General features: G+C 59.9%; 11 protein-coding genes and 1 tRNA gene. 5 read left to right on the plus strand and 7 right to left on the minus strand.

The genetic code is table 11. From position 1 onward, the window contains the following. Nucleotides 1-15: 15 nt before the first annotated feature. The gene (locus AC4CWH_RS16420; protein WP_491283113.1) at nucleotides 16-897 is read left to right on the plus strand and encodes a ParB/RepB/Spo0J family partition protein; all 882 of its coding nucleotides are present in this window, start codon (nucleotides 16-18) and stop codon (nucleotides 895-897) included. Between the two features lie 64 nt (nucleotides 898-961). Here the strand turns inward: AC4CWH_RS16420 and holA are convergent, their stop codons facing one another. The 3 genes from holA to leuS are packed head-to-tail and all read right to left on the minus strand — an operon-like array spanning nucleotide 962 to nucleotide 5,158. After that, entirely contained in the window at nucleotides 962-2,008 is a 1,047-nt protein-coding gene (holA, locus tag AC4CWH_RS16425) for a DNA polymerase III subunit delta (protein ID WP_491319561.1), read from the minus strand. A 5-nt stretch (nucleotides 2,009-2,013) separates the two neighbouring features. Further along, entirely contained in the window at nucleotides 2,014-2,535 is a 522-nt protein-coding gene (locus AC4CWH_RS16430; RefSeq protein ID WP_491319562.1) for a hypothetical protein, read from the minus strand. After that, the gene (gene leuS / locus AC4CWH_RS16435) at nucleotides 2,525-5,158 is read right to left on the minus strand and encodes a leucine--tRNA ligase (RefSeq protein WP_491319563.1); all 2,634 of its coding nucleotides are present in this window, start codon (nucleotides 5,156-5,158) and stop codon (nucleotides 2,525-2,527) included. Before leuS ends, AC4CWH_RS16430 begins: the two co-directional genes overlap by 11 nt. A 170-nt stretch (nucleotides 5,159-5,328) precedes the next feature. Between leuS and AC4CWH_RS16440 the strand changes: the two genes are divergently transcribed. Together AC4CWH_RS16440 and AC4CWH_RS16445 are read left to right on the plus strand one after the other, a co-directional pair. Beyond that, nucleotides 5,329-5,988 carry a YggS family pyridoxal phosphate-dependent enzyme gene (locus AC4CWH_RS16440; protein WP_491319564.1) on the plus strand — a complete coding sequence of 220 codons (660 nt, stop codon included), beginning with the start codon at nucleotides 5,329-5,331 and terminating at the stop codon, nucleotides 5,986-5,988. Nucleotides 5,989-6,121: 133 nt separating this feature from the next. Next, nucleotides 6,122-8,056 carry an AMP-binding protein gene (locus AC4CWH_RS16445; protein ID WP_491319565.1) on the plus strand — a complete coding sequence of 645 codons (1,935 nt, stop codon included), beginning with the start codon at nucleotides 6,122-6,124 and terminating at the stop codon, nucleotides 8,054-8,056. 67 nt (nucleotides 8,057-8,123) lie between these two features. On the opposite strand, the gene AC4CWH_RS16450 is transcribed toward AC4CWH_RS16445, so the two are convergent. Beyond that, the gene (locus AC4CWH_RS16450; RefSeq protein WP_491319566.1) at nucleotides 8,124-8,825 is read right to left on the minus strand and encodes a DUF1013 domain-containing protein; all 702 of its coding nucleotides are present in this window, start codon (nucleotides 8,823-8,825) and stop codon (nucleotides 8,124-8,126) included. Nucleotides 8,826-9,044: 219 nt separating this feature from the next. Here AC4CWH_RS16450 and acs point away from each other — a divergent pair, with 219 nt between their 5' ends. Next, a complete protein-coding gene (gene acs / locus AC4CWH_RS16455; protein WP_491319567.1) occupies nucleotides 9,045-11,006 on the plus strand; it encodes an acetate--CoA ligase in 1,962 nt (653 codons plus the stop codon). A gap of 81 nt (nucleotides 11,007-11,087) precedes the next feature. On the opposite strand, the gene AC4CWH_RS16460 is transcribed toward acs, so the two are convergent. From AC4CWH_RS16460 to AC4CWH_RS16470, 3 genes are all read right to left on the minus strand, one after another. After that, complete coding sequence (locus AC4CWH_RS16460; RefSeq protein WP_491319568.1) at nucleotides 11,088-11,543, minus strand: thermonuclease family protein; 456 nt, start codon at nucleotides 11,541-11,543, stop codon at nucleotides 11,088-11,090. Nucleotides 11,544-11,660: 117 nt separating this feature from the next. Next, nucleotides 11,661-13,283 (minus strand): ABC-F family ATP-binding cassette domain-containing protein, encoded by a 1,623-nt coding sequence (locus AC4CWH_RS16465; protein WP_491319569.1) that lies wholly within the window; start codon nucleotides 13,281-13,283, stop codon nucleotides 11,661-11,663. A gap of 233 nt (nucleotides 13,284-13,516) precedes the next feature. Next, nucleotides 13,517-13,606 (minus strand) — tRNA-Ser (locus AC4CWH_RS16470). A gap of 325 nt (nucleotides 13,607-13,931) precedes the next feature. Here AC4CWH_RS16470 and rplU point away from each other — a divergent pair. Beyond that, nucleotides 13,932-14,243 (plus strand): 50S ribosomal protein L21, encoded by a 312-nt coding sequence (gene rplU / locus AC4CWH_RS16475; RefSeq protein WP_491283147.1) that lies wholly within the window; start codon nucleotides 13,932-13,934, stop codon nucleotides 14,241-14,243. Nucleotides 14,244-14,251: the final 8 nt, after the last annotated feature.

Here is a 14,251-nt window from a genome sequence, read left to right on the forward strand (position 1 = left end):
CAAGGGTACATATGCATGAGTGAAGATCTTTCGAAGCGGCGTCTGGGTCGCGGTCTTGCCGCCTTGATCGGAGAAATGGACCAGACGGTTCCGGTAGGTGAGCCGCCTGCCCGCGCCGTGAACCCGGATCGCCTGGTGCCCATCGAGCATGTGCTGCGCAACCCGCGCAATCCGCGCCGACTGTTCGATGAATCCGAGCTTCAGGATCTCGCAAGCTCCATCCGCCAGCATGGCATCGTCCAACCGGTTGTCGTTCGCCCGCACGGACAGGATTTCGAGATTATCGCGGGAGAGCGTCGCTGGCGTGCAGCGCAGCTCGCAGGGCTGATCGAAATCCCTGTCATCGTGCGCGATGTGGATGACCGCACGGCGCTTGAAATCGCGATCGTGGAAAACGTCCAGCGATCAGATCTCAATCCGCTGGAAGAAGCACTTGGTTACGAGCAACTGATCGCCGAACATGGTTATACGCAAAATGACCTCGGCGAAATTATCGGCAAGAGCCGGAGCCATGTGGCCAACAGTCTGCGACTGCTGAAGCTGCCGGAGCCGGTGCGTGACATGCTGTCCGTGGGGGATCTCTCCGCTGGCCACGCCCGGGCTCTGGTCTCTACCTCGGATCCGGCAGCGCTTGCCCGCACCATCGTTGCCAAGGGCATGTCCGTGCGAGACGCTGAACGCCTCGCTCAGAATAACATCAAGGCGCAAAATGAGCCGCAGTCCCTGCAGCGTTCAGCGGAGAAAGATTCCGATACGCTCGCATTGGAACGGACGCTGACGGATGCGTTGGGCCTTGACGTGAAAATCACCCACAAGGGTGGCGCCGGCCAGATCCGCATTGGTTACCGCACGCTCGAACAGCTGGAAGAGGTCTGCCGCCTCTTGGAGCGAAGATAGCCTCTCAACTGGCTCGGCAATCTATTCCAGCAACCGACCCCGAATTGGAAAATGTGCCGCCGCGTTAACCGCGGGCGGCACCCCGGGCCGATTGCAGGGCGGTGGCAAGCAGCGTCTGGAAGGCGATCGTGTCTTCCAGACTTGCCTTCTGGCGAGAATGAAGCACCGCAGTCTGCAGGCGATTTGTTTCCCGCGCCAAAGCCTCACCGGTCCAGGTACGCAGCGCCTTCTCGAACAGGGGTTTGCGCTTGAAATGAATATGCCGGCCCATCGTCTGCATGATCTGCGCCGGCTGGCTGCGCTTTTCATCCATCTCGGCCCGCATCACGTCAAGCAGCTGAAACTGACGCAGGCAGGACTGCAGCACGAGGAAAATGGGTGTCTTGGAGCTGACGATCTTCTGGATTGCCCGGTGAAGACCGGGCAGATCGCCCTTCAGAATGCAATCCACAGCGTCGTCGGTGGAAATGGCGCTGGCATCACCAATGATATCAGTGACATGCTGTTCTTCGATGACGGAATTTCCCCGGCAATAGAGGGCAAGCTTGCGGATCTCGTTGCGGGATGCGACGCGGTCGCCGCCCAGGCCTTCCAGCAGCCGTTCACGCGCATCAGGCGTGATGCGCAGGTTTTCCGTCGACAGCTCATGATCTATCAGCATATTCAATGACTTGACATCATCTGCATAGCAGGGGATGGCAACTGCCAGCTTGGCGGGTTCGCAGAGCTTTCGCAGGATATTGGTTTTCTTCAGATCGCCGCCTTCGATGATCAGCAGGCTTTCCGGCTCGGGTCCGGAAAGCAGGACCTGCAGCGCGTCGGCAAGCGGCTTTTCGCCACCACTTCCGCGCAACCAGACCAGCTTGTTGCCGCCGAAGAGGCCAAGCGAATTAACCTCGTCCACAAGACGACCGGGATCGCCTTGCAGATCGGAGAGGTCGAGGCGCGTGAAGGAAAACGGATCGGTCGGCGAGACGCCAGCCTTGGCCGCCAACTCGCCGGCGCGCTCGGAAACAAGTCCCCGATCCGGCCCATAGATCAGGAAGATCCGGTATAATTGCACAGCTTTCGGCAGAAACCGCTCGAATTCGTGGGCCTTGATTTCTGCCATGGTGCTTAGAGGCCGAGGACGGCTGCAATATCCGCGCGGATGAACTCGGCAAGCTCGCGGCCGGCGCGATCTTCCGCATCGCGGTAGGCCCGCAGCTTTGCAAACTGCTGGTTACCGATATCAACAAGTGATGTGACCGCGCGGTTTGCCGTCTTCAGGACCTTGCCATCGCTGATCTGCGTCAACGTATAGGTCGCAGACACGGTGACGCGGCCGGGCGTGACGCCGACCGAAATCTGGTCGTCGAGAATGTCGGCACGCGTCGATGTGACATTCATCGTCAGCTGATAGTCGGCTTTGGCTGCTTCCCCTGCCCCACCGGTGGTGAGGAAGATCAGCTGGTTGCGGACCACCTGTTCGATGCGATCGTCTGCGGCCGAGAATTTGATCGCCGCAAGCTTCTGCGGCGTTCCACTGGTGGACGAATAGAGCGGTCGCACCTGGCAGCCTGCCAAGGTGGCGGCTGCTGCCAGAATGAGCACGGCGTGACTTGCGCGGCGAAGGGCCGGCGAGAGTTCAAACAACAATGTTGATGATCCTCTGTGGGACGATGATGATCTTTTTCGGCGCACCGCCGGCAAGGGCCGTGCGCACGGGTTCAAGCTGCAGAACCGCCTGCTCGATGGCATTGTGGTCCGCGTCGCGGGCAATTGTCAATTCCGCCCGCTTCTTGCCGTTGATCTGCACCGGCAGAAGCACGTCATTGTCTGCCACCAGTGCTGTATCAAACACAGGCCAGCCGGCTTCGGCAATCAGACCCTGATTGCCAAGCGTGGCCCAGCATTCTTCGGCCAGATGTGGTGTCATTGGTGCAATCAGTTGCACGAGGATCTGGGTGGCATCACGAACCGCAGACACGGTTGCTGCATCGGCTTGACCGTTCGCAACAGCGGTCAGCGGCTGCGCCAGCGAATTCACCAGCTCATAGATGCGCGCGACGGCCTTGTTGAAGGCAAGCTTTTCGTAATCCCCCTCAACCGCTTTCAGCGTCTTGTGGGCGATCTGCGAAATGCCAAGCGCAGAGCCTTCATGAGCCGGCTTTGCTTCGGCAGCACTCAGGGTGGAAGCGGCTTCCGATATCAGGCGCCAGACGCGCTGCACAAAGCGGTGCGCGCCTTCCACACCGGATTCCGACCAGATCACATCACGCTCTGGCGGCGAGTCCGACAGAACGAAGAAACGGGCGGTATCGGCGCCGTAGGAGGCGATGATATCATCCGGATCGACAACGTTCTTTTTCGACTTCGACATTTTTTCGATCGAGCCGATCGACACTTCCTCGCCGGATGTCAGCATATAGGCCTTGCGGGCCCCTTCGATATCCTCGATGCGGATTTCCGCCGGCGCCACCCACTGCCCGTTCTGCCCTTCGCCAAGGCGATAGGTCTCATGCACCACCATGCCTTGCGTGAAGAGGCCCTTGAAGGGCTCGCTGAGGTTCACATGGCCGGTTTCGCGCATGGCGCGGGTGAAGAAGCGCGAATAGAGCAGATGCAGGATCGCGTGCTCGATACCACCGATATACTGGTCGACCGGCAGCCAGCGATCGGCAACTGCCGGGTCCGTCGGGCGATCTTCCCAGGGCGCGGTAAAACGGGCGAAATACCAGCTCGAATCGACGAACGTGTCCATCGTGTCGGTTTCACGGCGTGCATCATGGCCGCATTGCGGGCAGGCCACGTGGCGCCACGTTGCGTGACGGTCCAGCGGATTGCCGGGAACGTCGAAGGTCACATCATCCGGCAGCTGCACCGGAAGATCCTTCTTCGGCACCGGCACCACGCCACAGACCTCGCAATGGATAACAGGGATCGGGCAACCCCAGTAGCGCTGGCGGGATACGCCCCAGTCACGCAGGCGGAAGTTTACCTTGCGCGCGGCCTGTGGTGCATTGCCGACCTCCTGTGCAGACAGGATGTCGGCCACCTTCTGGAAGGCTTCGTCCGTCGACAGGCCATCGAGGAAGCGTGAATTGATCATCACGCCATCGCCGACATAAGCCTCGTCGCCAACGGTGAAACTGGCCGCATCGCCATCCTTGGGCATCACCACCGGCACGACCGGCAGATCATACTTGCGGGCAAAATCCAGGTCGCGCTGGTCACCGGACGGGCAGCCGAAGATGGCGCCCGTGCCATAGTCCATCAGCACGAAATTGGCGATATAGACCGGCAGTTCCCAGGTAGGATCCAGCGGATGGCAAACCTTCAGACCGGTGTCGAAACCCTTCTTCTCGGCAGTTTCCAGCGCCGCAAGCGAGGTTCCCTGCCGGCGGCATTCGTCCGCAAACTCCGCTGCTGCAGCATTTTCGGCGGCAACGGCTTTTGCGACCGGATGATCGGCTGAAATGGCAAGGAAGGATGCACCAAACAGCGTGTCCGGCCGCGTCGTATAGACCTCGATCTCACGGCAATCGGCCTTGGCGCGGCTTTCCGATGACAGTTCCCAGCGGATCGTCAGCCCTTCCGAGCGACCGATCCAGTTCTTCTGCATCAGCCGCACTTTTTCCGGCCACTGGTCGAGGCCGTCGAGGGCTTCCAACAGATCCTCGGCAAATTCGGTGATCTTGAAGAACCACTGCGTCAGCTCGCGCTGCTCGACAAGCGCGCCCGAGCGCCAGCCGCGGCCGTCGATCACCTGCTCGTTGGCCAGAACCGTCTGGTCGACCGGATCCCAGTTGACCTTCGACTGCTTGCGGTAGACCAGGCCCTTTTCCATCATGTCGAGGAAGAGATATTGCTGGCGATGGTAATAGGCGACGTCACAGGTCGCAAACTCGCGCGACCAGTCGAGCGACAGGCCCATCGACTTCAGCTGCGTCCGCATCGTGGCGATGTTCTGATAGGTCCAGTCCTTCGGATGAACCTTGTTCTGCATGGCGGCATTTTCCGCCGGCATGCCGAAGGCATCCCAGCCCATCGGATGCAGCACGTTGAAACCGCGGGCACGCTTGTAGCGCGCAACCACATCACCCATCGCGTAATTGCGCACATGGCCCATGTGGATGCGGCCCGACGGATAGGGGAACATCTCGAGCACGTAGTACTTTTCGCGGGTATCGTTGTTGTCGGTCTCGAAGGTCTTCTCTTCGGCCCACTTTGTCTGCCAACGGGGTTCGGCATCCCGCGGATTGTAACGTTCGGTCGCCATTTCAGTGAAATTCCGGGTATGAATAAGATGCGAGACCTTCACCACGAAAGGCCGTGAGCGTCAAGTTTCGAGGGTGCCAGATGCGCTGCCTGCGATCAAACACTTGGCATTGCGCCCGCGCAGAGGTAACGCCGTGGCAGAGATAATGCCGGCGATGACAAGGAGAGGCCATGACCATCGAGCAGAGACTGGCGGATGTCCGCACTAAGATAGGTGCGGCGGAGCGCGATGCAAGCCGGGCAGAAGGCGCGGTCACCCTGGTTGCCGTGTCGAAAACATTCGAGGCCGATGCCATTCGCCCGGTCATTGCCGCCGGCCAGCGTGTGTTCGGCGAAAACCGCGTGCAGGAAAGCCAGGGCAAGTGGCCGCAGTTGAAGGGTGACACGCCCGATATCGAACTGCACCTCATCGGCCCGCTGCAATCCAACAAGGCCGCCGATGCCGTGGCGTTGTTTGATGTGATCGAAACCGTCGATCGCGAAAAGATCGCACGCGCGCTTGCCACCGAGATGCAGGCGCAGGGAAAAAACCTCAGGCTCTATGTCCAGGTCAATATTGGCATGGAGCCGCAAAAGGCCGGCATCGCGCTGAAGGAGACGGTGGCCTTCGTCGATTTCTGCCGCAAGGAGCTTGGTTTGTCGGTGGAAGGGCTGATGTGCATCCCGCCGGCGGACGACAATCCGGGCCCCTATTTTGCGCTTCTTGCAAAGCTTGGCCGCGAGGCGGGCGTCGAAAAACTCTCCATGGGCATGTCCGGCGATTTCGAGACGGCGATTGCCTTTGGTGCGACAAGCGTGCGGGTCGGCTCTGCCATCTTCGGCCATCGTTGACGAAGCGCAAGCCTCTTGCCGCTGGCCCGGCGAATGGCGTGTGACGCCTTCCCCTTTCGTCGGGCTTTTCGCTCCCTTCAGCTGCTTCTAAACTGCCTCAAGGTGAAGAAGCCGCGGATGATGGGAGGATCAGATGCACAGCCGCTATCACGAGGTCTATCAGGAATGGCAGCAGGACCCGGAAGCCTTCTGGGGAAAGGCGGCGAAAGACCTGCACTGGTTCACGCCGCCTGAGCGCGTGTTTGATGCAGACCAGGGCGTGTATGGCCGCTGGTTTGCCGATGGAGAGACCAATACCTGCTACAATTGCGTCGACCGCCATATTATCGCGGGGCGCGGCAGCGACCGGGCGCTGATCTTCGACAGCGCAATGACCGGCGAGAAGCGCATTTTCTCCTACGATGACATGCTGGTCGAAGTGCAGGCCGTGGCGGCCGTTCTTCAGAATCTCGGTGTTGCCAAGGGGGATCGCGTCGTCATCTACATGCCGATGGTGCCGGAGGCCATCTTTTCCATGCTTGCCTGCGCCCGCCTCGGCGCCATCCACTCGGTCGTGTTCGGCGGGTTTGCCGCGCACGAACTGGCAACGAGGCTGGATGATTCGCAGGCAAAAGTGGTGATCAGCGCCAGTTGCGGGCTCGAACCCGGCCGCGTGATCGCCTACAAGCCACTGCTCGACCAGGCCGTGGACATGGCGCTGACAAAGCCGGATTGCTGCCTCATTCTCCAGCGCGACCAGTTGCACGCGGCACTACGTTATGAACATGGCGATGCCGATTTCGCCCATTTGGTGGAGGTGGAAAAGGCCAAGGGGACGGTTGTGCCCTGCGCGATCATGGCAGCGACCGATCCGCTCTACATTCTCTACACGTCGGGCACCACAGGCCAGCCGAAGGGCGTGGTGCGCGACAATGGCGGGCATATGGTGGCCCTTCACTGGACCATGGCCAATATTTACGGCGTATCCCCCGGAGAAGCCTTCTGGGCCGCCTCCGATATCGGCTGGGTGGTCGGACATTCCTACATCGTCTATGGCCCGCTGCTGGCCGGCAATGCCACGGTGGTTTTTGAGGGCAAACCTGTGGGCACGCCGGATTCGGCTGCCTTCTGGCGGGTGATCGAAGACTATGACGTGAAGGTGCTGTTTACGGCACCCACAGCCTTTCGCGCCATCCGCCGCGACGATCCGGATGGAGATCTGATCTACCGGCATGACCTTTCAGGATTGCGCGGCCTGTTTCTCGCCGGCGAGCGCGCCGACCCGGAGACACTGAAATGGGCCGAGCGGCTGCTGAAAGTGCCGGTGGTGGATCACTGGTGGCAGACGGAAACCGGCTGGGCGATTGCCGCAAATCCCGCAGGCCTTGGGCTTCTGCCGTTCAAATACGGCTCGCCGACGCTGCCAATGCCCGGCCACGCCGTCGAGGTGGTGGACGATGCCGGCCATCCGGTGGCGCCGGGCACGCTTGGCAATATCGTGATCCGGCTTCCGCTTCCCCCTGGCTGCCTCGTCAGTTTCTGGAATGCCGACCAGCGCTTTCGTGCGACCTGTCTCGATGAATTCCCCGGCTACTACAAGACGGCCGATGCCGGCATGCGCGACGAGGACGGTTATGTCTTCGTCATGGCGCGCACCGACGATATCATCAACTGTGCCGGCCACCGGCTGTCGACGGGGGCGATGGAAGAGGTTTGCGCCATGCATCCCGATGTCGCCGAATGCGCGGTCATCGGGGTTGCCGATCCGCTGAAGGGGCAGATCCCCTGTGGTTTTCTCGTGCTGAAGAGCCGCGTCACGCGCGACACCGCCCTGATCATTCGCGAGGTGGTGGATCTGGTGCGCAGCGAAATCGGCCCGGTTGCCGCTTTTCGCACGGTGATGATTGTGGACCGCCTGCCAAAAACCCGTTCGGGAAAAATTCTGCGCGGCACGATGCAGAAGATCGCCGACGGCATGCCGTGGAAAATGCCGGCAACCATCGACGACCCGGCCATTCTCGACGAAATCGGGGCCATTTTACGCAACCACGGTTACGCCGCCCCTTCCCCGACGCCTTCAGCTGCGTGAGGCAGAAAATGCGCGCACAAAAAAGCCGGCACTGCGGCCGGCTTTTTCCAAGAAGAGTGGTGAGACCTCAATAGCGGTCTTCGTCCTCATCTTCGGTGCGCGTCGACTTCAGCGAAGACAGCTTCTTGAAGACGGCATCGGCGTCGATTTCCTTCTCTTCCTCGCGCTCGTAGCGATAGCCGAGGTTCTCGGTCTCGCTGGCGGCCTGCAGCGTCGCGCCCATTTCGGCAGCGGTCGGCAGCGGACGGTTCTTGGCGGCGCGTTCGACTTCGAGGTCGAGATCGATCTGGCTGCAGAGGCCAAGCGTGACCGGATCCATTGGCGTCAGGTTGGCGGCGTTCCAGTGGGTGCGGTCGCGAATTTGTTCGATGGTCGATTTTGTTGTGCCGACGAGGCGCGAAATCTGTGCGTCCTTCAGTTCGGCATGGTTGCGCACCAGCCAGAGAATGGCGTTCGGGCGATCCTGGCGCTTGGAAACCGGCGTATAACGCGGACCGCGGCGCTTGGATTCAGGCACGCGAACCTTTGGCTCGGAAAGCTTCAGGCGGTAGTTCACGTCTTTTTCAGCGCGGCCGATTTCATCGCGCGACAGCTGGCCGGTGGCGATCGGATCGAGACCCTTGATGCCTTGCGCGGCTTCACCATCGGCAATCGCCTTCACCTCGAGAGGGTGGAGCTTGCAGAACTGGGCGATCTGATCGAAGGAGAGCGCCGTGTTGTCGACGAGCCAGACTGCCGTCGCCTTCGGCATGAGCAATTGTTGAGCCATGGATATGATCCTTCTATCGTCCGCGCCGGTGTCGCGGGCCGTGGGGTGTCACCACAATTTCCGGGAATTCTCGCGCTCTATAACCGGATTGCGAATAAATTGCAATTCTTCAAGCAGCATCACCGTTTGTCTAATTGTCGTCACCGCCCCACCTGATAAGAATCGCATTCGGGAACCGCGTTCGTCATCCGGATGCGGCGGAGCATGAGGAGGAATTTCATGTCGGAGAAAGTTTATCCGGTCCAGAAGCATGTGAAGGGCCGAGCCCTGATCGACCGCGAGAAGTACTTGAAATGGTACGAGGAAAGCGTGGAGAGCCCGGACAAGTTCTGGGGCAAGCACGGCAAGCGGATCGACTGGTTCAAGCCCTATACCAAGGTTAAGAACACCTCCTTCAAGGGCAAGGTTTCGATCAAGTGGTTCGAGGACGGCCTGACCAATGTCTCCTACAATTGCATCGACCGGCACCTGAAAACCCATGGCGAGCGCACCGCGCTGATCTGGGAAGGTGATAACCCCTATATCGACAAGAAAATCACCTATAACCAGCTTTACGATCAGGTGTGTCGCCTCGCCAACGTGATGAAGAAACACGGCGTCAAGAAGGGCGACCGCGTCACCATCTACATGCCGATGATCCCGGAAGCGGCCTATGCCATGCTGGCCTGTGCCCGCATCGGGGCGGTTCATTCCGTTGTCTTTGGCGGTTTTTCACCGGAAGCGCTTGCCGGCCGCATTGTCGATTGCCAGTCCACCTTCGTCATCACCTGCGATGAAGGCGTGCGCGGCGGAAAGCCCGTGGCGCTGAAGGAAAACACCGACAAGGCGATCCACATTGCAGCCCGCCAATATGTCACCGTCAACAAGGTGGTCGTGGTGCGCCGCACCGGCGGCAAGACCAACTGGGCGCCGGGCCGCGACCTCTGGTACCATCAGGAAATTGCAACGGTGAAAGGCCATTGCGAACCGGTAAAGATGAAGGCGGAAGATCCGCTATTCATCCTTTATACCTCCGGTTCCACCGGTAAGCCGAAGGGCGTGCTGCACACCACCGGCGGTTATCTGGTTTATGCGGCGATGACGCATGAATATGTCTTCGATTACCATGATGGCGACGTCTACTGGTGCACCGCCGATGTCGGCTGGGTCACCGGCCATTCCTACATCGTCTACGGGCCTCTGGCCAATTGCGCCACGAGCCTGATGTTCGAGGGCGTGCCCAATTTCCCGGACCAGGGTCGCTTCTGGGAGGTGATCGACAAGCACAAGGTCAACATCTTCTACACAGCGCCCACCGCGCTGCGCTCGCTGATGGGCGCCGGCGACGATTATGTCACCCGCTCGGATCGCTCCAGCTTGCGGCTGCTCGGCACGGTCGGCGAACCGATCAACCCGGAAGCCTGGGAATGGTATTATAACGTCGTCGGCAACAAGCGCTGCCCGGTCATCGATACCTGGTGGCAGACGGAAACCGGCGGCCACATGATCACGCCGCTGCCTGGCGCCACCGACCTTAAGCCCGGCTCGGCCACCCTGCCCTTCTTCGGCATCAAGCCGCAATTGGTCGATAACGAAGGCAATGTGCTGGAAGGCGAAGCCGACGGCAATCTCTGCATCACCGACAGCTGGCCGGGGCAGATGCGCACCGTCTACGGCGATCATGAGCGCTTCATCCAGACTTATTTTTCCACCTACAAGGGGAAATATTTCACCGGCGACGGCTGCCGTCGCGATGCGGACGGCTATTACTGGATCACCGGCCGCGTCGACGATGTCTTGAACGTTTCCGGCCACCGGCTGGGCACGGCTGAGGTGGAATCGGCGCTTGTTTCGCACCATCTGGTGTCGGAGGCGGCGGTTGTCGGATACCCGCATTCCGTCAAGGGACAGGGCATTTATTGTTATGTCACCTTGATGGCGGGCAATGACGGCAGCGATGCGCTGCGCCAGGATCTGGTCAAACATGTGCGCCAGGAAATCGGGCCAATTGCGGCGCCGGACAAGATCCAGTTTGCCCCCGGCCTTCCAAAGACCCGCTCCGGCAAGATCATGCGCCGTATCCTGCGCAAGATTGCCGAGGACGATTTTGGTGCGCTTGGAGATACGTCCACGCTTGCCGATCCCGCCGTTGTCGATGACCTGATCGAGAACCGGCAGAACAAGGCACCCGTGCCGGCCTGAGCTTGCAAAATCGTCCATGACAAGCGGCCAGCCGAGTTTTCGGCTGGCCGCTTTCGTTTCTGTTCTATCAAAGGGAATATGTCAGCTGCGGACGCAGATATCGTTCTTGCGACCCTTGCCACTGTAAGGTGTCGCAAGCCCCGCCTGAAGAATTTCCCGTGCCGGATCGCGTCCGTCGGCGAGCGCCACATCGGCTACGATGCGCCCGAAATATTTGTCAGCGGCAATGCGCGACAGTTTAACCTGAGGCGATGTCGCCGCCATGCCTTCCAGCAGGCGCTTCGCCTCTTCCGCCGCCTGACGGCCGCTATCGCATTTCGACTTCAGTTCGGCCGTATCAATGCCGCGCAGCCGCACGAACACTTCGACGCTCTGCTGCGGCCAGGGCCTTGCCGTCACCAGAAGCGTATCGCCGTCTACCACGCGGATAACATCCGCAAGCACCGGCCCCTCCACCAGCGTTTCGGCCATGGCGAAGGGTGTCGCAGCAAGGGCGATCATAGAGGTCAGTAACAGGAGGAGACGGGAAAGAGCCATATAAGGAAAATATTCCTTTTATAGTGCCGCCGTCAATGGGAATTTTAACCTACGACAACCTATAGCACCGTCATGCCTTGTCTGTTCACCAATGGCGGTCGCTGCAGCAAGAAGCCATCAAACATGCAGGCCCGGTGCTTCCTGACCGGTCCGCTCGACATATTCGAGATAACCGCCGCCATATTGATGGATGCCATCCGGCGTCAGTTCCAGCACGCGGTTGGAGAGGGCGCCGAGAAAATGGCGGTCATGGCTCACAAACAGCATCGTGCCTTCATAGGCGGCGAGCGCCTTGATCAGCATTTCCTTGGTGTCGAGGTCCAGATGGTTGGTCGGCTCGTCGAGCACGAGGAAATTGGGCGGGTCAAACAGCATGGCGGCCATCACGAGACGGGCCTTTTCACCACCGGACAACACCCGGCAACGCTTTTCCACATCATCGCCGGAAAAACCGAAACAGCCGGAGAGCGCCCGAAGCGGCGCCTGGCCGGCCTTTGGAAACTGTTCTTCCAGCCATTGCAGAACGGTGCTTTCGCCATCCAGCAGATCCATCGAATGCTGGGCGAAATAACCGAGCTTGACGCTGGCGCCGATAGTGACGCTGCCCGTATCCGGTGCCGTGCTGCCGGTCACCAGCTTCAGCAGCGTCGATTTGCCGGCGCCGTTGATGCCCATGATGCACCAGCGCTCGCGCCGGCGCACCATGAAGTCCAGCCCTTCATAAATCGTCCGGCTGCCATAGGCCTTGTGGACGTTCTTCAGATTGACCACGTCCTCGCCGGACCGCGGCGCGGGCAAAAAGTCGAAGGCGACGGTCTGGCGCCGCCGCGGTGGCTCCACGCGGTCGATCTTGTCGAGTTTCTTGACGCGGCTCTGCACCTGGGCGGCATGCGAGGCGCGCGCCTTGAACCGCTCGATAAACTTGATTTCCTTGGCAAGCATGGCCTGCTGACGCTCGAACTGCGCCTGCTGCTGTTTTTCGTTCTGCTCGCGTTGCTGCTCGTAAAAACCGTAGCCGCCGGAATAGCTGGTGAGCGATCCGCCATCGATCTCGATGATCTTGGTGACGATGCGGTTCATGAACTCGCGGTCGTGCGAGGTCATCAGCAGTGCGCCGTCGTAATTCTTAAGGAAGGATTCAAGCCAGATCAGGCTTTCGATATCCAGATGGTTGCTCGGCTCATCGAGCAGCATCACGTCAGGCCGCATCAGGAGAATGCGGGCGAGCGCCACGCGCATCTTCCAGCCGCCGGAGAGTTTTCCGACATCGCCGTCCATCATCTCCTGGCTGAAGCTCAAGCCGTCGAGAACCTCGCGGGCGCGGCCTTCCAGCGCATATCCGTCCAGTTCCTCGTAACGCGCCTGCACTTCGCCGTAACGCTCGATGATCTCGTCCATCTCGTCCATGCGGTCAGGATCGGACATGGCAGCTTCCAGAAGGCGCAGCTCGGCCGCAACGGTGCTCACCGGCCCTGCCCCCTCCATCACCTCGGCCACGGCAGTGCGTCCGGACATCTCCCCGACATCCTGATTGAAATAGCCGATGCTTACGCCTTTTTCGAAAGAAACCTGGCCCTCATCAGGAAGCTCCTCGCCGGTAATCATGCGGAAAAGTGTCGTCTTGCCGGCCCCGTTCGGTCCGACAAGCCCGATCTTCTCCCCCTTGTTCAGCGCGGCGGAGGCCTCGATGAACAAAAGACGGTGGCTGTTCTGCTTGGAAATGTTTTCGATGCGGATCATGTCGACAAGGGCCCGAATGGTTTTTCGCGCGCCTTATGCCACGGCAGGTGCCGTCTGTCCCCGGGTTTATGCGGATAGCGGGTGCAAAACCGGCAGACGACCGACCATCAGATGACTGAAACTGCCCGCAGACGGGGACATAGGGTCACGTGCCGATGCAGCTCACCCTGTGACTGATCTTATAAGAGGCCATTAAAGGCGAACGAGCCCGGAGATACTTAGCGAAGGTATCATGGCGGAGAGGGTGGGATTCGAACCCACGATACGGTTGCCCGTATGCCGCATTTCGAGTGCGGTGCTTTCGACCACTCAGCCACCTCTCCGCTTTGCTGGTCGGCGCTTTAAGGCGCGGGCTGTCTCATAGCGATGAAAGGCAAGGCTGGCAAGGGCGAAATCGTGCCTTGCCACGTCTTTCTCCTTGACACTTTTCCAGGCCTCAAGTATCCCCCACGCGTTCCGGTATGGGGTACTCCGTTTCATGGAGGCCAGACTGGCAGAGAATGCCAGGCTTTTTCAAAGCCTGTTTCACCGGCAGACCGGTTCGAGAGAGTTCTCTTTCGACATCCTGCTCAAATGTGGACTGATAAAAAGACGGCCGCTTGCCCTGATAAGGCAGGAAGAGCCGGATCGAACATGAAAGGATAAAAAATGTTCGCAGTCATCAAGACCGGCGGTAAGCAGTACCGCGTAGCGGCCAACGACGTTCTCACCATCGAGAAGCTCGACGTGGCAGCCGGCGACGTGGTCGAATTCAACGAAATCCTGGTCATCGGCGTTGGCGCTGATGCCAAGTTTGGCGCGCCCTTCGTGGCTGGCGCTACCGTGAAGGCCGAAGTCGTCGAACATAACCGTGGCAAGAAGGTTCTCTCCTTCAAGAAGCGTCGTCGTCAGAATTCCAAGCGAATTCGTGGCCATCGCCAGCATCACACGGTCGTTCGCATCACCGACATCGTCGGCTGATCGGTTTC

This window comes from Neorhizobium sp. PAMB6716 (assembly GCF_058242805.1).